Annotated in this window: 23 protein-coding genes, 1 tRNA gene and 2 pseudogenes; 6 read left to right on the forward strand and 20 right to left on the reverse strand. The window is 64.3% G+C overall.

What is annotated here, in order from left to right; genetic code table 11:
• Positions 1-20 precede the first annotated feature (20 nt).
• From ACMNAY_RS09440 to ACMNAY_RS09450, 3 genes are read right to left on the reverse strand one after another with little or no spacing between them, the layout of a single operon-like run.
• Entirely contained in the window at positions 21-761 is a 741-nt protein-coding gene (locus tag ACMNAY_RS09440; RefSeq protein WP_418719195.1) for an EFR1 family ferrodoxin, read from the reverse strand.
• On the reverse strand, positions 758-2119 hold the full coding sequence (locus tag ACMNAY_RS09445; RefSeq protein ID WP_418719196.1) for an NAD(P)H-dependent oxidoreductase: 1362 nt from the start codon (positions 2117-2119) through the stop codon (positions 758-760). The genes ACMNAY_RS09440 and ACMNAY_RS09445 overlap by 4 nt, the downstream gene beginning before the upstream one ends.
• Positions 2116-2667 carry a PadR family transcriptional regulator gene (locus ACMNAY_RS09450; RefSeq protein WP_418719197.1) on the reverse strand — a complete coding sequence of 184 codons (552 nt, stop codon included), beginning with the start codon at positions 2665-2667 and terminating at the stop codon, positions 2116-2118. The genes ACMNAY_RS09445 and ACMNAY_RS09450 overlap by 4 nt, the downstream gene beginning before the upstream one ends.
• Before the next feature lie 165 nt (positions 2668-2832).
• Between ACMNAY_RS09450 and ACMNAY_RS09455 the strand changes: the two genes are divergently transcribed.
• Positions 2833-3624: an inositol monophosphatase family protein gene (locus ACMNAY_RS09455; RefSeq protein ID WP_394975769.1), complete on the forward strand. Its 792-nt coding sequence runs from the start codon at positions 2833-2835 to the stop codon at positions 3622-3624.
• A gap of 136 nt (positions 3625-3760) precedes the next feature.
• Entirely contained in the window at positions 3761-4831 is a 1071-nt protein-coding gene (locus ACMNAY_RS09460) for a helix-turn-helix domain-containing protein (RefSeq protein WP_418719198.1), read from the forward strand.
• 61 nt (positions 4832-4892) lie between these two features.
• On the opposite strand, the gene ACMNAY_RS09465 is transcribed toward ACMNAY_RS09460, so the two are convergent.
• Entirely contained in the window at positions 4893-5291 is a 399-nt protein-coding gene (locus tag ACMNAY_RS09465; protein WP_418719199.1) for a MerR family transcriptional regulator, read from the reverse strand.
• Positions 5292-5415: 124 nt separating this feature from the next.
• Here ACMNAY_RS09465 and ACMNAY_RS09470 point away from each other — a divergent pair.
• The 3 genes and pseudogenes from ACMNAY_RS09470 (at position 5416) to ACMNAY_RS09480 (ending at position 7635) form a co-directional block, all read left to right on the forward strand.
• Positions 5416-6293 (forward strand): annotated as a pseudogene (locus ACMNAY_RS09470) (aldo/keto reductase).
• A 24-nt stretch (positions 6294-6317) separates the two neighbouring features.
• On the forward strand, positions 6318-6878 hold the full coding sequence (locus ACMNAY_RS09475; RefSeq protein ID WP_418719200.1) for a flavin reductase family protein: 561 nt from the start codon (positions 6318-6320) through the stop codon (positions 6876-6878).
• A 64-nt stretch (positions 6879-6942) separates the two neighbouring features.
• Entirely contained in the window at positions 6943-7635 is a 693-nt protein-coding gene (locus ACMNAY_RS09480) for a sigma-70 family RNA polymerase sigma factor (protein ID WP_394968698.1), read from the forward strand.
• A gap of 64 nt (positions 7636-7699) precedes the next feature.
• On the opposite strand, the gene ACMNAY_RS09485 is transcribed toward ACMNAY_RS09480, so the two are convergent.
• From ACMNAY_RS09485 to ACMNAY_RS09555, 15 genes are all read right to left on the reverse strand, one after another.
• Complete coding sequence (locus ACMNAY_RS09485; RefSeq protein ID WP_418719201.1) at positions 7700-9082, reverse strand: hypothetical protein; 1383 nt, start codon at positions 9080-9082, stop codon at positions 7700-7702.
• Positions 9069-9578 (reverse strand): sigma-70 family RNA polymerase sigma factor, encoded by a 510-nt coding sequence (locus ACMNAY_RS09490; protein ID WP_394968702.1) that lies wholly within the window; start codon positions 9576-9578, stop codon positions 9069-9071. Before ACMNAY_RS09490 ends, ACMNAY_RS09485 begins: the two co-directional genes overlap by 14 nt.
• A gap of 139 nt (positions 9579-9717) precedes the next feature.
• Positions 9718-12003 carry an ATP-dependent Clp protease ATP-binding subunit gene (locus ACMNAY_RS09495; protein ID WP_394975779.1) on the reverse strand — a complete coding sequence of 762 codons (2286 nt, stop codon included), beginning with the start codon at positions 12001-12003 and terminating at the stop codon, positions 9718-9720.
• Between the two features lie 60 nt (positions 12004-12063).
• Positions 12064-12741: a hypothetical protein gene (locus ACMNAY_RS09500; RefSeq protein ID WP_418719202.1), complete on the reverse strand. Its 678-nt coding sequence runs from the start codon at positions 12739-12741 to the stop codon at positions 12064-12066.
• A gap of 33 nt (positions 12742-12774) precedes the next feature.
• Positions 12775-13959 carry a DUF5711 family protein gene (locus ACMNAY_RS09505; RefSeq protein WP_418719203.1) on the reverse strand — a complete coding sequence of 395 codons (1185 nt, stop codon included), beginning with the start codon at positions 13957-13959 and terminating at the stop codon, positions 12775-12777.
• A gap of 26 nt (positions 13960-13985) precedes the next feature.
• A complete protein-coding gene (gene truA, locus ACMNAY_RS09510) occupies positions 13986-14747 on the reverse strand; it encodes a tRNA pseudouridine(38-40) synthase TruA (protein WP_394969459.1) in 762 nt (253 codons plus the stop codon).
• Between the two features lies 1 nt (position 14748).
• The gene (locus ACMNAY_RS09515; RefSeq protein ID WP_394975786.1) at positions 14749-15567 is read right to left on the reverse strand and encodes an energy-coupling factor transporter transmembrane component T family protein; all 819 of its coding nucleotides are present in this window, start codon (positions 15565-15567) and stop codon (positions 14749-14751) included.
• Entirely contained in the window at positions 15561-16442 is an 882-nt protein-coding gene (locus ACMNAY_RS09520) for an energy-coupling factor transporter ATPase (RefSeq protein WP_418719204.1), read from the reverse strand. The genes ACMNAY_RS09515 and ACMNAY_RS09520 overlap by 7 nt, the downstream gene beginning before the upstream one ends.
• Positions 16443-16493: 51 nt before the next feature.
• Complete coding sequence (locus ACMNAY_RS09525) at positions 16494-17327, reverse strand: energy-coupling factor transporter ATPase (RefSeq protein ID WP_394969453.1); 834 nt, start codon at positions 17325-17327, stop codon at positions 16494-16496.
• Positions 17327-18217 carry a class I SAM-dependent methyltransferase gene (locus ACMNAY_RS09530; protein WP_418719205.1) on the reverse strand — a complete coding sequence of 297 codons (891 nt, stop codon included), beginning with the start codon at positions 18215-18217 and terminating at the stop codon, positions 17327-17329. The genes ACMNAY_RS09525 and ACMNAY_RS09530 overlap by 1 nt, the downstream gene beginning before the upstream one ends.
• Positions 18218-18299: 82 nt before the next feature.
• Positions 18300-19301 (reverse strand): Holliday junction branch migration DNA helicase RuvB, encoded by a 1002-nt coding sequence (gene ruvB, locus ACMNAY_RS09535; RefSeq protein WP_418719210.1) that lies wholly within the window; start codon positions 19299-19301, stop codon positions 18300-18302.
• A gap of 45 nt (positions 19302-19346) precedes the next feature.
• A complete protein-coding gene (gene ruvA / locus ACMNAY_RS09540; protein ID WP_418719206.1) occupies positions 19347-19949 on the reverse strand; it encodes a Holliday junction branch migration protein RuvA in 603 nt (200 codons plus the stop codon).
• Between the two features lie 18 nt (positions 19950-19967).
• On the reverse strand, positions 19968-20465 hold the full coding sequence (ruvC, locus tag ACMNAY_RS09545) for a crossover junction endodeoxyribonuclease RuvC (protein WP_418719207.1): 498 nt from the start codon (positions 20463-20465) through the stop codon (positions 19968-19970).
• A 175-nt stretch (positions 20466-20640) separates the two neighbouring features.
• Entirely contained in the window at positions 20641-21402 is a 762-nt protein-coding gene (locus ACMNAY_RS09550) for a CAP domain-containing protein (RefSeq protein ID WP_418719208.1), read from the reverse strand.
• A 179-nt stretch (positions 21403-21581) separates the two neighbouring features.
• Positions 21582-21657 (reverse strand) — tRNA-Val (locus ACMNAY_RS09555).
• A 280-nt stretch (positions 21658-21937) separates the two neighbouring features.
• Between ACMNAY_RS09555 and typA the strand changes: the two genes are divergently transcribed.
• On the forward strand, positions 21938-23761 hold the full coding sequence (gene typA / locus ACMNAY_RS09560; protein ID WP_418719209.1) for a translational GTPase TypA: 1824 nt from the start codon (positions 21938-21940) through the stop codon (positions 23759-23761).
• A 129-nt stretch (positions 23762-23890) separates the two neighbouring features.
• Here typA and ACMNAY_RS09565 read toward each other — a convergent pair.
• Positions 23891-24054: pseudogene (locus tag ACMNAY_RS09565) on the reverse strand (IS200/IS605 family transposase); the annotation flags it as partial.

A 24054-nucleotide genomic window follows, 5' to 3' on the forward strand; every position in this document is an offset into this window, starting at 1 on the left:
GCTTTTCTGCCGGGGGATTTTTATTTTTGCTCCTTCAGCAGCCCCTCCAGCGTGTAGCGGCCCTTGCCGGCGGTGTCGCCGCCGTACTGGATGGCCGCCGCCGGGCAGGCGTTGATGCAGCGCAGGCACTGGAAACACCCGTCGCTCCAGACCGGCCGACCGTCTTGCATGGCAATGACCTTCGCCGGGCAGTCCTTGGCGCAAAGGCCGCAGCCGATGCAGGCGTCGGTGGTGTGAAAGGGTTTGACGGTGCGGGCAAAGCGGTTGAAGCCCCAGTTTATCACGCCGGACTTGAGCGCCGCCATGCTGCCCTCTTCCACCCGGTACACCCTTTCCCGCCGGGCCACCTCCCCCGCCAGCCGTTCAATGGCGGCGCGGGCGGCGTCCAGCTTGGCCAGGGCGGCGGATTCACTGTCCACGTCCGCCTTGCCCAGCAGGTAGTTATTGGGCATCACAAGGCTGTAGCTGCTGTCGACCGGAAAAACCTTCGCCAGCTTTTTCATGGCGTTGCCCGCCTCTTCGCCGCAGGTGCAAACGGCAAAGGTGAACGCCCCGCCCGTCCGCAGCCCTTTGGCAAAGGCCAGCACCGGCTCCGGCGCGCCCCAGGCGCAGACCGGGAACACCAGCCCCACCTGCCCTTGCCCCGTCAGGTCGGGGGCCTGGTTCATTTCCACGATGTCCACGGCTTCGTCCCCGGTGAGGGCCGCGATCTGCCGCGCCGCCCAGCGGGAGTTGCCGGTGCCGGAAAAGTAAAAGATCATGTCTGGTTCTCCTTTCCTTTTGCCGCCTCCACCACCTTGCGGTAAGGCGCGACGATGGCCTCGGTCATTTTGCCCTTCGCCTGTTTTTGCACCGCCGGCACCGCCAGCAGCGCACCCACAAGCTGCATCTGCAAAATGCGCATCTTCTGCTTCTGGGGGAAGTCGTAGGCGCCGTGGGCCTTGTAGAACTTGTGGTCGGCCTTCATCATTCCCCGCATCACATAGATGAGGTCGCGGAAAATCTTGCTGCCGCCCACACCGTAGAAATTGGCCGGGCGGGAAAAGCCCTTGTCCAGCGCCAGGGCCAGGTTCGCCGCCAGCGCGGCGATGTCCGCGGCCGTGTCGCCCTCGTCGGTGGCCACGCCCGCCAGATAGTTGCCGCCCACCTCCGCCCGGGCCTCCAGCACCATCCGCAGGTTGGGCTCGTACCGGTAGTCGCCCCGGACGAGGTAGGCCACCGGCTTGCCCTGGGTCACGGCCCGGTGGCCGTTGCAGAACTGCCGGTCGTCGTAGCATTTGAACCGGGCTCCGGCGTAGTGGTCGGAGATGGAAAAGGCGTAGACAAAGGCGTCGGCGGTCTGGACGGTGCCCCGCAGGAAGTCGTCGAAGCCGTCCTTATAAACGCATTTGCCGGTGACGGCGCAGTTCATGCACCCAAGGCACCCGCCCGCAAAGGGGAACTCCCGCAGGTCGATGACCCGGCTGGCACAGGGCAGAGCTGCCCGGAAATCGGCGATCATGGCGGCGAGGCCCTCGTCTTCGGGGGCGCAGTCGGTCACGATGACCACGTCTTTATGCCCTGTTTTTGCTGTTTCAGGCAGGGCGGGGCGATAGGCCGGGCGCGCCCCGCCGGGGGCGGCGGGAGGCGGCGTGACGAAAAGCCCGTGCTCACAGGAAAAGATCAGCTGTTCGAAAAAGTCCCGGGCCTGCCGGCGGCCTTTTTCGTTCAGCAGATCCTCCATGTCCGCCGAGAGGCCCCGCACCGGCTTCATTCCCAAGTCAAAGCAGTTCTCCTCCACCCAGCGGTGGGCGGTCACGTCGTAGAAGTGCTTGGAGGTGGTGATCTGGCTGGCGAATTTGCCCGAGAGATCCACCCCGTCGGCCTTTACCAGTTCCACGAAGCGGTGCAGCTGATAGGGCGCGAGGAAGGTGTAGACCGGGTAGCAGAAGAGCACCAGGTCGGCCCGTTCCAGCGCCGCGCGGGCGGGGGCGAAATCCTTTTCGTAGCGTTTGATGCGCACCCCCACCGGCAGGAATTCAAAGGTGTGCTCCAGGTGCAGCGCTTCCAGGTACAGCGCCGTGTGCAGCGTGGCGGAAGCCTTGCCTTTGGGGCTTACGTTCAGCACAAGAATGTTCATTCTTCTTCCTCCAGTTCTTCCAAAAGGCGGCTGTACCACTGCCGCTCAAACTCGGCCGCTGCAATGCCGTACTCGATGGTGTAGCCCTGAAAACGGAACACTTCGTCCCAGTTGCGCCCGGGAGGCAACGGCCCCGCCTGCACCCGGTGCAGCTGCTGGCGCAGGGCGGTGAGCACCGTTTGCGTCTCTTCCATCTGGCGCAGATAGTCCCGGATGGCGGCGGCGCGCTGGCCGGGCCGGGCCAGCCCCAGAAAGAACATCCGGGCCAGTTCCATGTTCTTGACCTTGCCCGTCTGCATGGGCTGGGCCACCCAGGCCTCAAAGGCCTGCCGCCCCTGGCCGGTGATGGAAAAGGTCTTTTTGCGCCGCCGCCCCTCCATGGCTTCCTCGGCGGCGATGCGGCCCTCCCGCTCCAGCTTGGCCAGCGCGGTCTGCACGCTGCCCGCGCTGGAAGAGCAGATGAGGGCGAGGTTCTGTTTGATGAACCGCTGCAGCTCGTAACCGGTCATGGGCGTGAGCAGCAGCAGCCCCAGAATGAGATATTCCATGGCAGCCTCCAAATATGTCTAATAGAGAGATTATACGCCCGGGAAACCTCATCTTCAAGAATAGGGGTGAAACCGACTGTTTTGGCGGGTGGTCTTTCCTTTGCCGTTCCCGGCGATTGCTGGTATAATAGGGAAAAACCTGCACCGGGAAAGGGACGAACCATCATGATCGCAAACGAAATGAAACAGGCCTGGGCACAGCAGATCGCCGCGATCGCCAAACGTGCCGGGGCGTTTATTGCCGGCAGCAAGATCGGCAGCGTCACAGAAAAAGGCGGCTCGGCCAATGTGGTGACCGACATTGACGTGAAGTGCCAGCAGCTCATCGTAGAGGAATGCCTGAATCTTCTGCCCCAAAGCTGCGTTCTGGCGGAGGAGGGCACACACCGGCAGATCGGCGATGGGTTCACATGGGTCATCGACCCCATCGACGGCACCACCAACTACCTCTATGACTACCGCCACTCCTGCATCTCCATCGCGCTGTATCATCAGAAAAAGGGCGTGGTGGGGGTGGTGTACGACCCCTATCTGGATGAGTGTTTCGTGGGCGTCGAGGGCATGGGAAGCACCTGCAACGGAACGGCACTGTGCGTCACGGACAACGAGCTGGAAAACGCGCTGATCATGACGGGCACCTCCCCCTACGACAAAACCCTGGCAGACAAGACCTTCGGCATCATGAAGGAACTGTTTTTGAAAGGCCGCGACATCCGGCGCAGCGGAAGCGCGGCTCTGGACCTATGCTATCTGGCAAGCGGCCGGATCGACGCCTTTTACGAGCACACCCTGCAGCCCTGGGACTACGCCGCGGGGGCCATCATCGTCCGCGGCGCCCACGGCACGGTGGAAGGGATGACCGAACACGCGCTGGATGAACTGAAGCCCACCGGTATCCTTGCCTCCAACGGCAGATGCCACGCAGCCCTGCGGAGCGTCGTTGCCTCCTTTCTGTGAGCGGCCGCGTCAAAACTTGAGCGCCGTTCAGAAAAAACTGCCGGGCGCTTGAATCCGCCTCTCTTGGCACGGGGGCGCGGCACGGTTACAATAAAGGCAGAAACCGCGCGGAGCAACAAAGAGAGGACGACGCTTTATGGAACAGATGAACCCATTGAAGATAGGCGCCACCATCGCCTCACTGCGCAAGGCCCGGGGGCTGACCCAGGAGCAGCTTGCGGCGCTGGTGGGAGTGAGCGGCCCGGCGGTAAGCAAGTGGGAGACCGACGCCTCCTGCCCGGACGTGGCGCTGCTATGCCCCCTGGCCCGGGCGCTGGGCACCACCGTGGACGGCCTTTTGCAGTTTGAGGCTGCCCTCAGCGACGAGGAAGTGGCGCGGCAGATCAACGCCCTGATGGAAGCCCTGCCTCAAAAGGGGCCCGCCGCCGGCGAGGAGGAATTGCGCCAGCTGGTATGTCGCTGGCCCGGCTGCACCGCCCTGCAGTTCAACGCGGCCGCCGTGTGCGACAGCTTTGAGATGTTCTTTCCCGACGCATCGGCGGAACAAAAGGCCCGCTGGCGCGCTTTCAAGCGGGAACTGCTGGAGCGGGTGCGGGCCTCGGGCGCCGCGGCCTACTGGCAGGCGTCCACCATTCAGCTGGCCAGCCTGGCGCTGGCAGAGGACGACCCGGACAAGGCCCAGACCCTGCTGGACGAACTGCCTGAGCATCCGGGAGACGCCACCGCCGTGCGTGCCCTGCTGTATCGAAAACGGGGGCAGGACGAAGAGGCCCAAAAACTGCTTCAGACCCAGCTCTACACCGCGGTCAGCAAGGCGATGTCCACCCTTGCGCTGATGCTGGGCAGCGAGAAGGAGCCCCGCCGACTGGAAAAAATGGTGCAGGCCTACCGCTCGCTGACGGGCACCTTCGGCCTGGCCGACCTGAGTGAGGGATTTCTGGTGGAGGCACACCGGAAGGCCGGCGAGTGGGACGAGGCCGCCGAGCATTTTTCCCTCTATGTGGACCAGCTTCTCTCCCCCCTGCCCCGGCCGGACCCGGACCTTTTCGCCCCGGCGCTGAATTGCGAAGCAAAGCCCGGCGACGCATTCCCCGCCGGGATGCGGCGGATGCTGCTGGACGGCGTCCGCCGGGAGATGACCGACCCGGAACTGCGGGAACATCCCGTTTTTGCCGCCGCTGTGGAAAGGCTGGAAGAGAGCGTGTGAGCGCGCCTTTCCCATTCAAAAACCCCCGCGGGCCTTTTGCCGGGTCCGCGGGGGTTTTGTTTTATTTCTGGGGCAGAAGGTTGCTCACATAGGGCCTGCGGCCCGCCAGCACCTCGTCGTAGAACGCCTGTTTGTCGTCCAGATATTTCAGCGCGCTTTGCAGCCGGGCCATCTCTTCCTCCAGCGTCTTGCGCCGCTCGGCCAGAATGACCTTGCGCTCCGGGATGGACGCCTCCCCCCGCAGGCACAGCTGCACATAGTGCTGCATCTCCTTAATGCTCAGCCCGCAGCGGCGCAGACAGCCCAGCCCCTCCAGCCAGGCCAGGTCCCGCTCGTCGAACACCCGGCGGTTGCCGCCGTCCCGCTTGACGTTGGGCACAAGGCCCTGGTTGCAGTAGAATTTCAGCGTTTCATAGTTCATGCCGGTCTTTTGGCAAACCTCTTTCATGGAATAGAGCATGGACCTCTCCTTTCGCACTTTTCTCACAAATCAGGGGTTGACCGGTAGTAACTACCGGATGCTGCACTGAGGATACCACATCCCCCGGCGCAGTGCAAGGGGGGCAGAAACGGAGGAAGAAACGATGGAATACACGACTCTTTCCAACGGGGTGAAGATGCCCATGCTGGGCTACGGCGTTTATCAGGTGAGCCCGCAGGAGTGCGAGCGGTGCGTGCTGGACGCCCTGGGCGCGGGTTACCGTTTGCTGGACACCGCCCAGAGTTATTTCAATGAGGCGCAGGTAGGCAGCGCCATCCGCAAGTCCGGCGTGCCGCGGGAGGATATTTTTCTGACCACCAAGGTGTGGGTGGAAGATTACGGCCAGCAGGCCGCCCGGGCCTCGGTGCTGGATTCCATGGAGAAACTGGGCGTGGACTATCTGGATCTGGTGCTGCTGCACCAGCCCTTTGCCGACTACTACGGCGCCTGCGGGCGCTGGAAGAACTTTATGACGAAGGGCTGGTGAGGGCCATCGGCGTGTCCAACTTTTATCCCGACCGGCTGGTGGACCTGGCCAGCTTTGCCCGCATCCGGCCCATGGTGGATCAGGTGGAGATGCACCCCTACCACCAGCAGGCCGAGGCCATACAGTGGATGAAAAAGTACGGCGTGCAGCCGGAGGCCTGGGCTCCCTTTGGGGAGGGTCGGGGCGGCGTGTTCTCCGACCCGGCGCTGACGGACATCGGCCGCCGCCACGGCAGGACCGCCGCCCAGGTCATGCTGCGCTGGCACTTGCAGCGGGGGGTGGCGGTCATCCCAAAGTCCGTCCATCTGGAGCGCATGCGGGAAAATCTGGACGTGTTCGATTTTTCTCTCAGCGAAGAGGAGATGGAGTCCATCGCCGCGCTGGACAAAAAGCAGAGCGCATTTTTCTCCCATCAGGACCCGAATATGGTAGAATGGTTCGTAGAGATGGTGGAGCAGCGCCGGCACCGGCAGGGCGGCTCCAAGGCAGAATGACGCCGGGCATAAGGAGGAGATACCATGCGCAAAAATTTCGGAGCGAAACCCTGGACCTATCCCCAGCCGGTGTTCATTCTGGCCAGCTGGGGCGAGGACGGCATCCCCGACGCGATGAACGCTGCCTGGGGCGGCGTGAGCGATGACAAGGAGCTTTCCTTCTGCATCAGCGCCGACCACAAGACCACCGCCAACATCCTGGCCCGCAAGGCTTTCACCGTGAGCATGGCCACGGCCGACCAGATGGCGGCCTGCGACTATGTGGGCATCGAGTCGGGCAACAAGGTGAAAAACAAGCTGGAAAAGGCAGGCTGGCACGTCACTCCCTCCGCCTTTGTGGACGCGCCCCTCATCGACGAACTGCCCATGGCGGTGGAGTGCCGCCTGGTGAGCTATGACCCGGAAAGCTGCCGTCTGGTGGGCGAGATCGTGAACGTGAGCGCCGACGAGGCGGTGCTGGACGAAGCCGGCCGCATCGACCCGGCCAAACTGCGGCCCATCACCTTTGACCCTGTCCACAACCTCTACCGCACGGTGGGCGAAATCGCCGGCCGCGCCTTCCACGACGGGCTGCAGCTGAAATAAGCCCCGCGCCCGGGCATACAACACCGCCCTCCCGCCATACCTTTATGGCAGGGAGGGTTGTTTTATGTTCGGCATCTTTTTCAGTTTTATCGCGTCCCACATTCTGTATCTGGCGCTGCATCTGGAAACGGGCAGTTTTCCCCGCCCGCTGACGCCGCGGCAGGAAGTGGAGGCCTTCGAGGCTTTCAAAAAAGGCGACATGGCCGCCCGGGACCGCATCATCCGCCACAACCTGCGGCTGGTGGCTCATGTGGTGAAGAAATACTATTCCCTGCCCGGCGACGCCGAGGATCTCATCAGCATCGGCACCATCGGGCTCATCAAGGCGGTGAACAGTTTCGACAACACAAAGCAGGCCCGCTTTTCCACCTATGCCTCCCGCTGCATCGACAACGAGGTGCGCATGAGTTTCCGCAAGCAGAAGAAGGCCCCCGCCACGGTGAGCATGAACGAACCCATCGAGGCGGGCAAGGACGGCAGCGCCCTGACGGTGATCGACGTGGTGCCGGACGATTTTCTGCTGGACGAGGACTGCGAGCGCCGGGACGAGACCGCCCGGCTGCGGCAGCTGGTGGACGGCCTTTCCGGTCGGCAGCGGCAGGTGGTGCTGCTGCGCTACGGCCTGGGCGGCCAGCCGCCCATGACCCAGCAGGAGGTGGCCGATCTTCTGGGCATCAGCCGCAGCTACATCAGCCGCATCGAAAAAGCGGCGGTGGGTTCGCTGCGTCAGTCGCTGCTGGCGCAGGAGGAGGGCTGAATCCGCCGCACAAAAAAGCGCGCCTTGCCCTTTGGCAAAGCGCGCTTTTGGTTTGTGGAAACGTTCAGGGCAGCGGCAGTTCCTCGCCGTTGAGGGTCACCTTTGCCACATTCTCCAGGTCGATGACCCGGTCAAAGATGCTGCGGCAGATGACGGTCCCGTCGCCGGTGCTGACGCTGGCGCTGCTGCTGGACACCTCGCTGCCGTCGGTGAGAATAACCTTCAGGTCGGCGGCTTCGCTCTCGGCGGTCATCTCGCCGCTGCCGAAGGCGGTGACAGAGATGGGCGACACCTGCACTTCGTCCAACGTCCAGGGATTCATATCCTTGCCGCAGGGGATGACCAGCGACTCGCTGGCTTCCTCCAACCGGAAGGTGGTGGCCCAGTTGCCGTCGAGCAGATGGTCGTAGGTCATGGTCTCCATCCGGATGGACAGCTCCGACAGGTCCGCATCCTCCGGCGGAATGAGCACATACTCCACCAGGTCGTTGTAGCTCTGGAAGGTGCCCATCTTGTGATCTTCACCCAGGTCCATTTCCAGCTCGGTGCAGGGCACCCGTTCGCCGGACGCGTCCCACAAAGAGAAGGATAGCCGGTTGACCCGGCCCATGCCGCCCAGGTTGTTCACCTGGATGTGCAGCTGGCCGTCCACCACGCCCGCGGCGTTCACATTGGCCCAGTCCACACCGGGCAGGGCGACCGGCTCTTCCCAGCCGGTGAGCACGGGGATCTTGCCCTCGTCCAGCAGCTTGGTGTAGCACTCCATGGCAGGGCCGGTGGCGCCCCAGGAATCGATCTGCCGGTTATACTGCACCGGAATGCTGCCGGTAAGGCTGCGCACTTCTTCCATGGTATAGCCCAGGTCCACCGGGTCGTTGAAGGACAGCCCGGAGGTGATGCTGGTGGTGCCCACGGTGACCTTTTTGCCCGCAAGCTGCTGGCTGCCGTCGCCGGTGAGCCGCAGGATGGCGGTGCCGGTGCTCTCGTCGTACTCCGCCACCTCGCCGGCGGTGAAGAAGGCACCGCTGATGTCGGCGGTGTACATATCGGCGTCCGGGCCGATACGGCCCTGGCCGGTGGTGTCCTGCAGGGCGATGTAGACGGCGGCCACCTGGCCGTCGCTCATGGCAGCCAGCACTTCCATGCGCACGCCATCGTCCTCGCTGACCTGGTTGATGGGCTGGAGCATCTGCAGCGTCTCCTCGCCCAGCACGGCCAGCTTCTGCTGCAGTTCCGGAGCCGCGGCCAGCACGCCGCCGCCCAGGCACAGAACGAGGGCAAAGGCCGCGGCCAGCGCCAGCACGCGCCGCAGCGGGCGAAGCGGACGCCGCACGGCCACCGTGGGCCGGCACTGGGCCAGGATAGCCTGCTTTTGAGCAGCGTCCATCCGGACGCTGCTCAAGCCGCTGTCGACAGCGGCCCGGACGGTTTCGTCACAGATCTTCATATTGCCCTCCTTCCAATCGTTTTTTCAGCGCCTCGCGGGCACGCCGCAGGCGGATGCTCACCGTGGACTGGGGCGCGCCCAGCACCGCGGCGATCTCGTTGACCTTCAGCTGCTGGTAATAGTGCAGCAGAATGACCTCTTTGTATTTGGGCTTCAGGGCCATGATCTCCTGGAACAGGCGGCCCTGGCCGTCCTTGGGGTTTTCCATGCCCGGCATCTCGGGGTACTGCTCCACCAGGCTGACCTTACGCTTCCAGGCGCTGCGCAGATAGTCCTTGCAGACGTTCACCGTGATGCGCATGACCCAGGCCTTTTCGGCGGCGGGATTTTCGATGGGCCGCCAGGCGCGGTAGATCTTGATGAAGGCGTCCTGCACGGCGTCCTGAGCAAGGTGAACGTCGCCCAGATACATGCAGCACATGCGCAGCATGCCGGTGCCGTACTCGTCCACCAGCCGTTCCATCTCGGTGCTCTCGCACACCGGCAATTCCGCCATTTCCTCACGCTCCTCCGCGACGGCCCGCCGCGAGGGGCTTACACCCCTCTAACGGACCGGCACCCGAAAATATTTCAACTTTACGCCGTCATTGTCAGTTTTTCGTAAACTTTTCGGTTACAATTCAGAGACAACTCCGTTACATCAGTTCCAGCCGGCCTTCCGGCGCGTCCAGCTTGACGGTGCCGGTGAGCGTGCCCGCAACGAACCGCTCGGCCAGGGGGTCCTCCACCTTCTTGCGGATGGTGCGCCGCAGATCGCGCGCGCCGAACTTGGCGCCCGCCTCGGCCACCAGCGCCTTGCAGGCGGCGGGGGTGTAGGTGAAGGCCACGCCCTTGTCCGCAAGGGGCTGGACGTACTCGTCCAGCACCAGGGCGGCGATGCGCTCCAGGCTCTCCTCCGACAGAGGCTTGAAGGCGATGACTTCGTCCACACGGCCCAGAAACTCCGGGCGCAAAAAGTCGCTCAGCGCCTTCATGGCCTTGTTGGCGCTCATCTGCTCGGCAGTCTTGGCAAAGCCGGTCTCGCCGGTCTTTTCGGTGCTGCCGGCGTTGCTGGTCATGCAGATGACGGTGTTCTCAAAGTTCACCGTGCGGCCCTGGCTGTCGGTGATGCGGCCCTCGTCCAGGATCTGCAGCAGGATGTTCATCACGTCCGGGTGGGCCTTTTCGATTTCGTCGAACAGCACCACGCTGTAAGGCCGGCGGCGCACCTGCTCGGTGAGCTGGCCCGCCTCGTCGTGGCCCACGTAGCCCGGAGGGGCGCCGATGAGCCGGCTGACGGCGTGCTTTTCCATATACTCGCTCATGTCGATGCGGATGAGCGGGTCGGGGGTGTCGAACAGCTGATTTGCCAGCTGGCGCACCAGCTCGGTCTTGCCCACGCCGGTGGGGCCCACAAAGATGAAGCTGGCGGGCCGCCGCTTGCCGGAAAGGTCGGCCCGGGCGCGCTTCATGGCGCGGGCCACCGCCTCCACGGCCTCGTCCTGGCCGATGATGCGCTTTTTCAGCTCGCTTTCCAGGTTCAGCAGCTTTGCGAACTCGCTCTGCTCCACCTTCATGGCGGGGATGCCGGTCCACAGCTCCACCACCTTGGCCACGTCCTGCATCTCCACCTTGATGCCGCCCGCCTTCATCTGAAGCTCGGGCAGCTTTTCCCGAAGCTGGGCCATCTCGGTCTTGATCTGGGCCAGGCGCTCGTAGTCCGGGCCGTTCCCCGCCTGCTCCTGGGCCAGCTCCTCCGCTTCCAGCGCGGCCAGAGCCTTCTGGGTGTCGGCCAGCTCGCTGATCTCGGGGTGGCGCAGGTTGCAGCAGGCACAGGCCTCGTCCAACAGGTCGATGGCCTTGTCCGGCAAAAAGCGGTCGGAGATGTACCGCTCGGAGAGGTTCACCGCCGCGGAAACGATCTGGGCGGGCACCTCCACGCCGTGGTGGGCCTCGTAATACTTCTTGATGCCATTCAGCACATTGATGGCGTCGGCGATGCTGGGCTCGCCCACCTTCACGGGCTGGAAGCGGCGCTCCAGCGCCTGGTCCTTCTCGATGAACTTGCGGTACTCGGTGAAGGTGGTGGCGCCGATGACCTGAATTTCACCGCGGGACAGAGCGGGCTTTAAGATGTTGCCCGCGTTCATGGCGCCCTCGCTGTCGCCCGCGCCGGTGATGCTGTGGATCTCGTCGATGAACAGGATCACGTTGCCCAGCCGCTTGACCTCGTCGATGAGGCCCTTGACCCGCTGCTCGAACTGGCCGCGGAACTGGGTGCCGGCCACCAGGGCGGTGAGATCCAGCCGGTAGAGCTTTTTGCCCTTGAGGCAGGCGGGCACCTGGCCCCGGGCGATGCGCTGGGCGATGCCCTCGGCAATGGCAGTCTTGCCCACGCCGGCCTCGCCGATGAGGCAGGGGTTGTTCTTCTGGCGGCGGGCCAAGATCTGGATGGTACGGTAAATTTCCTGGTCGCGGCCCACGATCTCGTCCAGCTTGCCGGCAGCGGCGCGGGCGGTGAGGTTCTCGCAGTACTTATCCAGGAATTTCAGCTTGCCGGGGCCTTTTTCCTTGTCTTTTTCCTTCTTCTTGTCGCCCTTGGAACCAAAGCCGAAGGGGAAGGTGGCGGAGCCGCCGGGGGTGAACTCCTCGTCGGAGCCGCCCTCCTTGCCGTCGTCGCCCTCCTCTTCGCCCATGGGGGCAAAGGGGAACATGCCGGACAGGCCGTTCTCCCCCGCTTCTTCCATGAAGCTGTTCATGCGCTCCTCCATGGCCTCCAGGTCCTCGTCGCGCATGCCGAACTGTTTCATCAGGTCGTCCACCGGCTTGATGCCCAGCGCCCGGGCGCAGGTGAGGCAGTAGCCCTCCTGCTTGGGCTGGCCGTCCTCCATGCGCTGGATGAACACCACGGCGGTGCGTTTTTTGCATTTAACACAAAGCATAGGTCTCTCTCCCTCTCTGCCGTCTGGCAAAAGCTCAGGGTCACGGGGCCCGCGGCCCCTTTAATAAAACGGATTGAATTTGCCGAACGCGCTGTAGGCGATGCTGCCCGCCAGCGCCTGGTCGTTCAAAAACTCGATGGAGCCGCCGGTGATGACGATGACCGCCCACACGGCGCACAGCACCAGATACAGGTCCACCGTGCCCGCCAGCAGGCCCATGAGAAAGCCGAAGAACCGGTTCACCGAGCCCATCAGCGGGATGCGGTTGACGTTGGTGAGCACCGCCACCAGCAGGCTCACCAGCAGCTTGCACAGGGCAAAGGCCACGAAGAACAGCACGATGGCGATGATGGGGGTGAGCAGCGGGGCGATGACCTCGTCCACCAGTTTCACCGCCAGGTCCGGCGCGCCGCTGTCCAAAAGGCCGGCGGCGGAGGCGGTGAGGCTCTCCTTGATGCTCTCGGGCAGAAACCCGGCGTACTTTTCGATGGTGGACTGGATGTTCACCGTCCCCTCGGCGGAGATGGTGTTCTGGATGCTGGTCACAAAGCCGCTCTGGAAGAACTGTTCAAACAGCAGCGGCGAGGCTTCCTGGCTGAGCACCAGCGCCCCGATGAGGCTGGCCAGATTGCCCACGAACTGCACAAGGCCCGCGGCAAAGCCGCGGCGGGCGTAGGCGAAGGCCACCACAAGCAGCAGGGCCAGCATTACAAAATCGAACACGATGGCCGCGTTCATCCGATCACTCCTTTTTCGTTGGTTTTGGCAGGGTCAGGCGCTCTGGCCCTCCCCGGTGAGCAGGTCCGCCTGGCCGCCGGTGACCACCACCAGCTGTTTCGCGTCCAGCACGGCCAGGGGCTTGGTCCCGGTGGGGGCTTCCCACAGGGCCTCGCCGGCCAGGCTGTAGGCGGCCACGCTCTCCTGCCTTAAAACATATGCCGCGGTGCGGGTGCAAACCACCCCGGCGGCGGGGGCGGGCACGCTGGCCTCACCCAGCATCTGCATCTGGGGGTCCAGCACCACCAGCCGAGCGGGGGAATCGCTGGCGTCGGGGCTGAACAGCAGCGCGCAGTTCTGGCCGGACACCGACGCCGCGCCCAGGGTCTCGCCCTCGTAGCTGAACACCGCCGTCTGCTCGCCGGTGGCCGCGTTGTAAACGGCAGCCATGCGGTCATAGAGCACCAGCAGCCGGTCGTTGGTCAGCCAGTGGAGCTGCAGCGGCTGGCCGCCGGCGCTGGCCGAGGCGGTGATCTCATCGCTGCGGATGTCCAGGAAATAGAGGTTGGTCTGCAAACTGCCCCCCTGGGCCACCAGGCAGGCCACCGCCAGGCGCTTGTTGTCCCGGGCAAAGGCCACCCGCACCGGGGTTCCCTCGGTGTCGGTGGGGTTCCAGCCGTAGCGGAACTCCATGGAGGCGTCCCACACGGTGAGCTCGGCGGCGAACCGGTCGGACTGGGTCACCACCGCCACGCTGCCGCCGGTGCTCATCTCGGCCAGCAGGATGGGCTGTTCAAAAGTGCGCTTGTAGAGGGTGTCGGTGCGGCCCTCCACCCGCAGCTCATAGCCGGAGCGGCCATAGAGACAAAAGCGGGTGTTGCCCACACTGACGGCCGGGCGGGCGTAGCCGTGCTGGATGGTGCGCAGCTGGGTGCCGCCCGCCGACCAGACGCCCACGTCCTGCTTGCCCAGCAGCACAAAGCCGCCGGAAAGAGGCTCGGCCTGCAGCACTTCGGGGATGCCGGTCTTCACCGGCCAGCCCGCCCCGGGCGACAGGGCGATGCGCACCGAGTCGAAGGTCTCCCGGGCGGCCAGGGCCGCCTGGCTGAACGCGCCGGTGAAATAGAGGGCCACCGCGCCCGCGGCGGCCAGCACCAGCAGCAGCCTGCGCAGCCGCCGCAGCGCGCGCCGGCGGCGCAGTTCCTGCAAACGGGTCACATTGGACCTTTCTTCGCTCACGGCGGCGCCTCCTTTCAAAAACGGATTCAGAGGCCCAGCGCCTCTGCAGGGTAGTCCACCTGTTTCAAAAACAGTCCCTTCGCCGGCAGGGTGGGCCCGGCGAGAGAGCGGTCGCGCCCGGCCAGAATGGCGGGCACAGCGTCGGGTTCAAGGGCGCCCCGGCCGGCTTCGGCAAGGGTGCCGGCCAGAATGCGCACCATGTTGTAGAGATAGCCGTCGGCGGTGACGGTGATGGTGACGAGCGGCCCCTGCCGCTCCACCTTGCAGGCGGTGATGGTGCGCACGGTGTCGCCCTTTGCCGCCACCGAACTGCCCGCCGAGCAAAGGCTCAAAAAGTCATGGGTGCCCACGAACTTCGCCGCCGCTTTGTCCATAGCCTCCGCGTCCAGCGGGGCGCTGATGCGGTGGTGGTAGGCCGCCTCAAAAGGGCTTTCCACCGGGCTGTTCCAGATGCGGTAAACGTAGGTCTTGGTGTGGGCGGAATAGCGGGCATGGAATTCCTCCGGCACCCGGTGCGCGGCGTTCACCCGCACCGCGTCGGGCAGGTGACGGTTGAGGGCCAGGGGCAGTTTTTCCACCGGAATGGAGGTGTCCGCCCAAAAGTTCAGCGCGTAGTGCAAGGCATGCACCCCCGCGTCGGTGCGGCCGCAGCCCTTCACGTCCGGCCGGGCGCCGAAAAGGGCCTCCAGGGCGTTTTGAAGGGTCTCGCAGACGGAAACGCCGTTCTTCTGCACCTGAAAGCCGCAGAAGTTTGTGCCGTCGTAGCTGATATCCAGCAGGATGTTCATGTTACAAAACCCCCGGCATCAGGAAGCGGGTGGCCCACAGGGCCGCGAAGGCCAGCGTGCATACCACCAGCGCCGCCCAGTCCAGCGCGCCGAAGCGGAGCACTTTCAGCCGGGTGCGGCCCTCGCCGCCCCGGTAGCAGCGGCACTCCATGGCCATGGCCAGCTCGTCCGCCCGGCGGAAGGCCGAGATGAACAGCGGGATGAGGATGGGCACCATGGCCTTGACCCGGTCGGAGAGGGAGCCGCTGTCCAGCATGGCGCCCCGGGCCTTCTGGGCGTTCATGATTTTATCCGTCTCCTCGATGAGGGTGGGGATAAAACGCAGGGCGATGGTCATCATCATGGCCAGCTCATGCACCGGCAGATGGAGTTTCGCAAAGGGACGCAGCAGCCGCTCGATGGCGTCGGTGAGGACGATGGGGCTGGTGGTGTAGGTGAGCAGGCTGGTGCCCGCGATGAGGGCCACGATACGCACCGCCATGAAGATGGCGTAGGCCACGCCCTCTTTATAAATGCGGAAGACCCAGAACGCCACCAGCGGCTCGCCCTCGCCCCCCATAAAGAAGAGGTTGAGCACCGCCGTGAACACCACGATGGGCATGATGGGCTTGAGGCTCTTCAGAATGAGTTTGAGGGGGATGCGGGCCATGAGATACAGCCCCGCCAGCAGCAGGATGCTCAGCGCCAGGCCCAGGAAATTGGTGACGGTGAACAGGATGACGATGTAGGCGATGACCAGCAGAATTTTCAGCCGGGGGTCGCAGCGGTGCACCGCGGAGTTTCCGGGGAAGTGCTGGCCGATGGTGATGTCTTTCAGCACGTCGCCTCACCTCCCCCGTTCTTTTTCGCCAGGGCGGCCTGGATGGTCCTGACCGCGTAGGGCACGGTGTACACATCCTGGGGCAGGTCCAGCCCCATGGCCCGCAGCCGCAGGAACACCTTGGTCACCTGGGGCACCGAGAGGCCCAGCTCCAGAAGTTCGTCCGCCCGGGCAAAGACCTTCTCCACCGTGTCGTACATGGCGATGCGGCGCTGGTCCATCACCAGCACCTTGTCGGCGTATTTGGCGATGTCCTCCATGGAGTGGCTCACCAGAATGACGGTGGTGCCGGTCTCCTTGTGGAAGCGCTTGACCTGGGAGAGGATCATCTCCCGTCCCTCCGGGTCAAGGCCCGCGGCGGGCTCGTCCAGCACCAGGATTTTCGGCTCCATGGCCATCACGCCGGCGATGGCCACCCGGCGCTTCTGGCCGCCGGAAAGCTCAAAGGGACTGCGCTCGAGATATTCGTCTTTGAGGCCCACGAACCGGGCGGCGCTCTTCACCCGCCGGTCTATTTCGGCCTCGTCCAGGCCCATGTTTTTGGGGCCGAAGGCGATGTCTTTATACACCGTCTCCTCAAACAGCTGGTATTCGGGGTACTGGAACACCAGCCCCACCATGAAGCGGAACTTGCGGATGTCCGCCGGTTTTGCCCAGATGTCCTGGCCGTCCACCAGCACCTGGCCCTCGGTGGGCTTCAGAATGCCGTTGAAGTGGGTGATGAGGGTGCTTTTGCCCGACCCCGTGGAGCCGATGATGCCCACGAAGTCGCCCTCTTCCACGGCAAAGTCCACCTTGTCCAGCGCCACGGTGGCGTCGGGCATGCCGGGGTTATAGATATGGGTCAGACCCTTTGTTTCGATGATGGCTGCCATAGGCCGCCTTTCCCTCCCTCTTGCGGGGCCTTTGCCCCGAAACCGCCGCGTTTACTTCAAAAGCTCGTAGAGAGCGGCGGCGCATTCTTCCTCGTTGATGATGTCGGTGGCGATGTCCACCCCGGCCTCGGCCAGCTGGCAGCACAGCTCGGTGACCTGAGGCACGTCCAGCCGCAGCCGGTGCAGTTCCTCCACCCGGCTGAACACCTGGCGGGGGGTGCCTTCCATGACCACCTTGCCCTCGCTCATCACCACCACACGGTCGGCCTGGGCGGCCTCGTCCATGTAGTGGGTGATGGACACCACGGTGATGCCGTAGTCCCGGTTGAGGTGGCGGATGGTCTCCATCACCTTTTCCCGGCCACGGGGGTCCAGCATGGCGGTGGATTCATCCAGCACCAGGCAGTCCGGCCGCATGGCGATGACGCCGGCGATGGCCACCCGCTGCTTCTGGCCGCCCGACAATTTGTGGGGCGCTTTTTCCCGGTGTTTGTAGATGCCCGCCATCTTCATGGCGTCGTCGATGCGGGCGCGGATCTCGGCGGGGGGCACGCCCAGGTTTTCCAGGGCGAAAGCCACGTCCTCCTCCACCACGGTGGCGACGATCTGGTTGTCCGGATTCTGGAACACCATGCCCACCTTCTGGCGGATATCATAGAGGTGTTCCTCGTCGGCGGTGTTCATGCCCTCCACCAGCACGGTGCCGGCCTCGGGCAGCAGGATGGCGTTGAAGTGCTTGGCCAGGGTGCTCTTGCCGCAGCCGTTGGCCCCCAGCACCGCAACGAACTCGCCCTTGTCCACCGCGACGGACGCGCCGTCCACGGCCAGGGGCGATTCGGGGGTGTAGCGAAAGCGCACACCCTCGGCGTTGATCATGTGCTCCATTACTGTTCCTCCCCCGTCCGTGCGCCGTTTGCCAGCCACAGGGCGGTGGCGCCGCAGGGCACCACACCGCCGGTGCTGGACACCGGCAGGCCGATCTCGTCGCAAGACGTCTCGCCGCCGTACACCGGGCACAGAAGGGTCTTTAAGATGTACTCCATCACCGCCGGCGACAGGCCGGTGGTGTAGCTGTTCACCGCCACGAACAAGGGCGCGTCGCTGAGCACCCCGGCGCACTGGGCGATGAGGTCGTAGATGCAGTCTTCCAGCTTCCACACCTCGCCCCCGGGGCCGCGGCCGTAGCTGGGCGGGTCCATGATGATGGCGTCGTAGCGGCTGCCGCGGCGGGCTTCCCGAGCCACGAACTTGGAGCAGTCGTCCACGATCCAGCGGATGGGCTTGTCCGCCAGGCGGCTTTCGGCGGCGTTCTCCCGCGCCCAGGCCACGATGCCCTTGGAGGCGTCCACATGGCAGACGCTGGCCCCCGCGGCGGCGCAGGCCAGGGTGGCTCCGCCGGTGTAGCCGAAGAGGTTCAGCACCCGGATGGGCCGGCCGGCGGCGGCGATGATTTTTTTATAGAAGGCCCAGTTCACCGCCTGTTCGGGGAACACGCCGGTGTGTTTGAAGCCGGTGGGGCTGACCACCAGCCGCAGATCGTCCCAGCCGATCTGCCATTTTTCCGGCAGACGGCGGCGGTATTCCCAGCGGCCACCGCCCTTGTCGCTGCGGTGATAGACCGCGTCCGCCTTGGCCCAAAGGGGGCTGGTGCGCTCGTTCTTCCAGACCACCTGCGGGTCCGGGCGGACCAGCAGCGCGTCGCCCCAACGCTCCAGCCGGTTGCCGCCGGTGGCGTCGATGAGTTCATAGTCCTGCCAGTTGCCAGCAGCACGCATAGGCACTTCTCCTTTTTCTCATTCCACAGCAGTGGATTCTATATTGTACCCTGTAATTGTGAAGTTTTCTTGTTGCATCGGGTCAAAACATGCTCTGCTGGCCGTTTTCCTCGGCAGCGGCGGGAGCACGCATGCCCAGATGTTCGTAGGCCAGCCGGGTGACGCACCGGCCCCGGGGGGTGCGGGTAAGGAAGCCCATCTGCATGAGATAGGGCTCGCACACGTCCTCCAGCGTCACCGCCTCTTCGCCCAGCGCCGCGGCCAGGGTGTCCAGACCCACCGGCCCGCCGCCGTACAGCTCGATGATGGCCCGCAGCAGGCTGCGGTCCAGCTCGTCCAGGCCCAGCGCGTCGATGTCCATGCGCTTGAGGGCCAGCCGGGCGGCATCGCCGTCCACCGTGCCGTCCCCCAGCACCACCGCGAAGTCCCGCACCCGCTTGAGCAGGCGGTTGGCCACACGGGGGGTGCCCCGGCTGCACTTTGCCAGTTCCAGAGCCCCTTCCTCGGTGCAGGGCTGGCCCAAAATGCCGGCGCTGCGCCGGATGATGCGGGCCAGCTCGTCGGGGCTGTAAAGCTCCAGCTTCAAAAGCACGCCGAAGCGGTCACGCAGCGGGCCAGTGAGCTGACCGGCCCGGGTGGTGGCGCCGATGAGGGTGAACCGGGGCAGGTTGATGCGGATGGACTGGGCGCTGGGGCCCTTGCCGATCATGATGTCCAGGGCGTAGTCCTCCAGGGCGGGATAGAGCACCTCCTCCACCTGGCGGGAGAGGCGGTGGATCTCGTCGATGAAGAGCACGTCGCCCTCCTGGAGATTGGTCAGCAGGGCGGCCAGGTCGCCGGGCTTTTCAATGGCGGGGCCGCTGGTGATGCGGATCTGCACCCCCATCTCCTGGGCCACGATGCCCGCCAGGGTGGTCTTGCCCAGGCCCGGAGGGCCGTAGAGCAGGATGTGGTCCATGGGCTCGCCCCGGCGCTTGGCGGCTTCCAGATAGATGCGCAGGTTCTCCTTGACCTTCTCCTGGCCCACATACTCTTCCAGCGTGCGGGGGCGGAGGTTCAGTTCCTCGCTTTCGCCCCGGTTCATCTCGGGGCTGACCAGACGGTCGTTGCGGTCAAAATCTTCCACGGTTTACCTCCTTGCCATGCCGCGCAGCGCCAGCTTGATGAGTTCTTCCACCGGCAGGGTATCGTCCAGCTTGGTCAGCGCTGCCGCCGCCTCGCCGGAAGTGTAGCCCAGGCTGGTAAGAGCGGCGGCCGCCTGGGCCAGATTGCTGCCCGCCGCGGGGGCCGCCGGGCCCAAATCGGCGAGGGTGAGCCCCTCGGCCAGGCCCTTGCCCACCTTGTCCTTCAGTTCCAGGGTGATGCGCTGGGCCAGCTTCGGGCCCACGCCGGTGGCGGCGGTGAAGGCCTTGTGATCCCCCGCCGAGGCGGCCAGCGCGATGCGCTGGGGGGTGAGCACGCTCAAGATCGCCAGCCCCACCTTGGGGCCCACGCCGCTCACGGCGGTGAGCATTTTAAAGCAGGCCTGCTGCTCCTCGTCGGCAAAACCGAAAAGGGACACGTCGCTTTCGGTGACGTTCATGCAGGTGTAGAGGGTGGCCTCCTGGCCCACGGCGGGCAGCGCCCCCGCCACGCTGGAGGGCACCTGCACCTGATAGCCCACCCCGGCGCAGCTGATGACCACCTGGTCCAGGCTTTTTTTCAAAATCTTTCCGTTCAGGCAATAGATCACGGCGAAACGCCTCCTTTATCAGCGCAAGGGCATGTTCTGCAGCCGGCTGCGGCTGCAGTGGCAATGGGCGATGGCCATGGCCAGCGCGTCGGCGGTGTCGTCGGGCTTGGGGACTTTGTCCAGGCGCAGCAGCACCCGGGTCATCTCCTGCACCTGCTTTTTCACCGCCTTGCCATAGCCGGTGACCGCCTGCTTGACCTGCATGGGGGTGTATTCGAACACCGGCACGCCGCACTGGGCGGCGGCCAGCAGGATGACCCCCCGGGCCTCGGCCACGCCGATGACGGTGGTCTGGTTGTGCTGGTAGAACAGCTGCTCGATGCTCAGTGCCTCGGGGGAATAGTCCCGCATCACCCGCGAAACACCCTCGTACACCGCCGCCAGGCGCTGCTCGAAGGGCATGTCCGCCGGGGTGGTCACCGCCCCGAAGTCCACCGGCGTGAACCGGTTGCCGATGTATTCCACGACCCCCCAGCCCACGATGGCGTAGCCGGGGTCGATGCCCAAAACGCGCATAAACTCTTCCCTCTTTGGCCCTGCGGCCACACTTCTCCATATTATCCGATATAGTATATCACAAAACTGCGGCCAGGGCAAACGGAGGGCGGTTTTTCCGCTTTGGAACAAAAAAGGCCCGGCGGCCCTTTCGAAAAGGGGCCGCCGGGCCGGTGGGTTCACTTTTTCCCGGTGCTCATTCGAACACAGCCACCCAGTAATGGCAGCCGTCGCCGTCGTACATGTGGCCGATGGCGCCCCGGGTGTAAACGGTGTTGATCATGTTGGCGTAGTGGCCAGAGCTGCCCTGCCAGGCTGCGATGACCGAGGCCGCGTCGGCGTAGCCCACGGCGATGTTCTCGCCGGTGGTCTGGGCGCCGTTGTGGCTGAAGTCCACCGCGATGGCCTGGCAGCGGCTCTGGGCGATGGAGGCCAGGCTGTCGTCCCAGGTCAGGGCCGGCGCGCCCGCCGCTGCCCGCAGCTGGTTCTGCAGGTCAAAGGCGGTGGTGTCCACGTCCACATAGAACCAGCCGTGGGTGCCCCAGCCCTCGGGGGCGTCCTCGGTGGGAGCGGCAACGCTGCCGCTGCCGGAGCTGCTGCCGGAAGAGCCGCTGCCCGAGGGCTTGGCAGCCTCTTTGCCGGTGAGGGTGACGCTGCCCGTCACCTCCCAGGCCGTCTCGGCGGTGATGGTCACCTCGCCGGCGCTCACCACGGTCACGGTGCCGTTCTCGTCCACGGTGGCCACCGTCTCGTCGGCGCTGGTATAGGTCACGGCAGGGCCTTCGGCGGGCGCCTCACCGTCCCAGGTGAATTCCGGTTCCAGCGGCGCCGTGCCGCCTACGGTCAGTTCCAGAGGTTCTTCGGGCAGGGTGACCGCGGTCAGCTTCGCGCCGCAGGCCGCCAGAAGCAGCGCCAGAGCCGCCGCCAGGCCCAAAACGATCCATTTGCGATCCTTCATGCTGTTTCCTCCTGTTTTCGCGCAAAAAAGCCGGGGATGACACACGACATCATCCCTCGGCTCATCGGTTGCCCTGCGCCGTTGCAAGGCGCAGGGGGTCTTTCCTGGTACGCTTTAATTATACCATATTTTCGCAAGAAAAGCAAAACCCCCGGAAACGCAGTGCGTTTCCGGGGGTTTGGTGGGCGGTAAGGAACTCGAATCCCTGACCCTCTGCACGTCAAGCAGATGCTCTACCAGCTGAGCTAACCGCCCATGTCATGTGACAGCTTCGTTATTATAGCAGACGTTCGGCGGTTTTGCAAGCCCTTTTTTTCAAAAATCCTCTCATTTTCTTTTCCGGCGGTTCCGAAAGCACAAGCAAAACCGCATATTTTGTTCATTTGGCAGAATATTTAAAAATTATTTGTATATTCTTGACAAACCGCAGGGCGTGCCGTACTATAAATAGCGTGCTTTTTACTGTGCATTATAGAAGTAATAGATAAGGCCGCGTTTCGGGCGCGACCATCGGGAAGAAAGGAAGGGTACGCAAATGCAACGTACAGACCTGCGCAACATTGCCATCATCGCCCACGTCGACCATGGCAAGACCACCCTGGTGGACCAGATGCTCAAGCAGAGCGGCGCGTTCCGGGAGAATCAGCAGGTGGCTGAACGCGTGATGGACTCCGGCGACATCGAGCGGGAGCGCGGCATCACCATTCTGTCCAAGAACTGCTCCACCGTTTACAACGGTGTGAAGATCAACATCGTGGACACTCCGGGCCACGCCGACTTCGGCGGCGAGGTGGAGCGTGTTCTGAAGATGGTCAACGGCGTGCTGCTGCTGGTGGACGCCGCCGAGGGCTGCATGCCCCAGACCCGTTTCGTGCTGCAGAAAGCGCTGCAGCAGAACCTGAGCCTGGTCATCGCGGTGAACAAGATCGACCGTCCGGACGCCCGCATCAAGGAAGTCATCGACGAAGTGCTTCTGCTTCTGATGGACCTGGGCGCCACCGACGAGCAGCTGGACAGCCCCATGGTGTTCTGCTCCGGCCGCGCCGGCACCGCCAGCTACAGCCCCGACGTGCCGGGCACCGACCTGAAGCCCCTGTTCGACACCATTCTGGAGTACGTCAAGTGCCCCGAGGGCGACCCCGAGGCTCCCTTCCAGATGCTGTGCTCCAGCGTGGACTACAACGACTTCGTGGGCCGCATCGGCATCGGCCGCATCCAGAACGGCGTGGCCAAGGTGGGCCAGGACGTGCAGGTGTGCGACTGGCACAACCCCGACGTCTCCCTGCGCGGACGCATCACCAAGCTGTATGACTTCAAGGCCAACGGCCGCGAGCCCATCGAGGAGGCCAAGGCCGGCGACATCGTGGCCTTCAGCGGCCTGGCCGACGTGACCATCGGCAACACCCTGTGCGACCCCGCCAACGTGGAGCCGCTGCCCTTCGTGAAGATCAACGACCCCACCGTGGAGATGACCTTCTCCGTGAACGACAGCCCCTTCGCCGGCCGCGAAGGCAAGTACGTCACCAGCCGCCAGATCCGCGACCGGCTGCAGCGCGAGCTGCTGAAGGACGTGGCCCTGCGAGTGGAGGACTCCGCCACCAGCGACTCCTTCCGTGTGATGGGCCGCGGCGAGATGCACCTGTCCATCCTGATCGAGACCATGCGCCGCGAAGGCTATGAGCTGCAGGTCAGCCCCCCGAAGGTCCTGACCCATGTGGAGGACGGCAAGACCATGGAGCCCATGGAGCGGGTGGTCGTGGATGTGCCCACCGACTACCAGGGCGCGGTGATGACCGCTCTGGGCGCCCGCAAGGCCATTCTGCAGCAGATGGAGCCCATCGGCACCCGGGTGCGTCTGGAGTTCCGTATGCCCAGCCGCGGCCTGTTTGGCTACCGCAGCCAGTTCCTCACCGACACCCACGGCGAGGGCATCATGAACACCATCTTTGACGGCTACGAGGAGTGGCAGGGCGACATCACCTGCCGCAGCACCGGCAGCCTGATCAGCTTCGAGACCGGCGACGCCGTGACCTACGGCCTGTTCAACGCCCAGGGCCGCGGCACTCTGATCGTGACCCCCGGCGAGAAGGTCTACGGCGGCATGGTGGTGGGCTACACCCCCACCGGTGAAGACATCACCGTGAACGTGTGCAAGACCAAGCACCTCACCAACACCCGCGCCTCCGGCTCCGACGACGCGCTGCGCCTGGTGCCGGTGAGCAAGTTCAGCCTGGAAGGCTGCCTTGAGTTCCTGGCCCCCGACGAGCTGCTGGAGGTCACCCCCAAGAGCCTGCGCATCCGCAAGCGCATCCTGAGCCATGACCTGCGCATGAAAGAGCTGAAGGGCAAGAAGAACTGACGCCCCGCTCACAGAAGCAATAAATAACCCCCGGCCAAGCCGGGGGTTTTTCACATGCGGGCATAGCCCTAGAATACTAGCATGCGCGTCACGTCGCGCAAGTACGGTCTGCCAGCCGCGAAAGTTCTGTTACTTGCCGCCCGTAAACGGGTGCTTTAGAAGTTCGGCATGGTCAGTTGCTCTCCTGCTTTGTCCTGCTCGTACTGTCGTTGGATGTACTCCTGTATCTTCTTTGCATTTTTTCCTGCAGTGTCCACGTAGTACCCGCGGCACCAGAATTCCCGGTTCCGGTA

The organism is Candidatus Allofournierella merdipullorum, from assembly GCF_048426865.1.
GTDB lineage: Bacteria > Bacillota > Clostridia > Oscillospirales > Ruminococcaceae > Allofournierella_A > Allofournierella_A merdipullorum.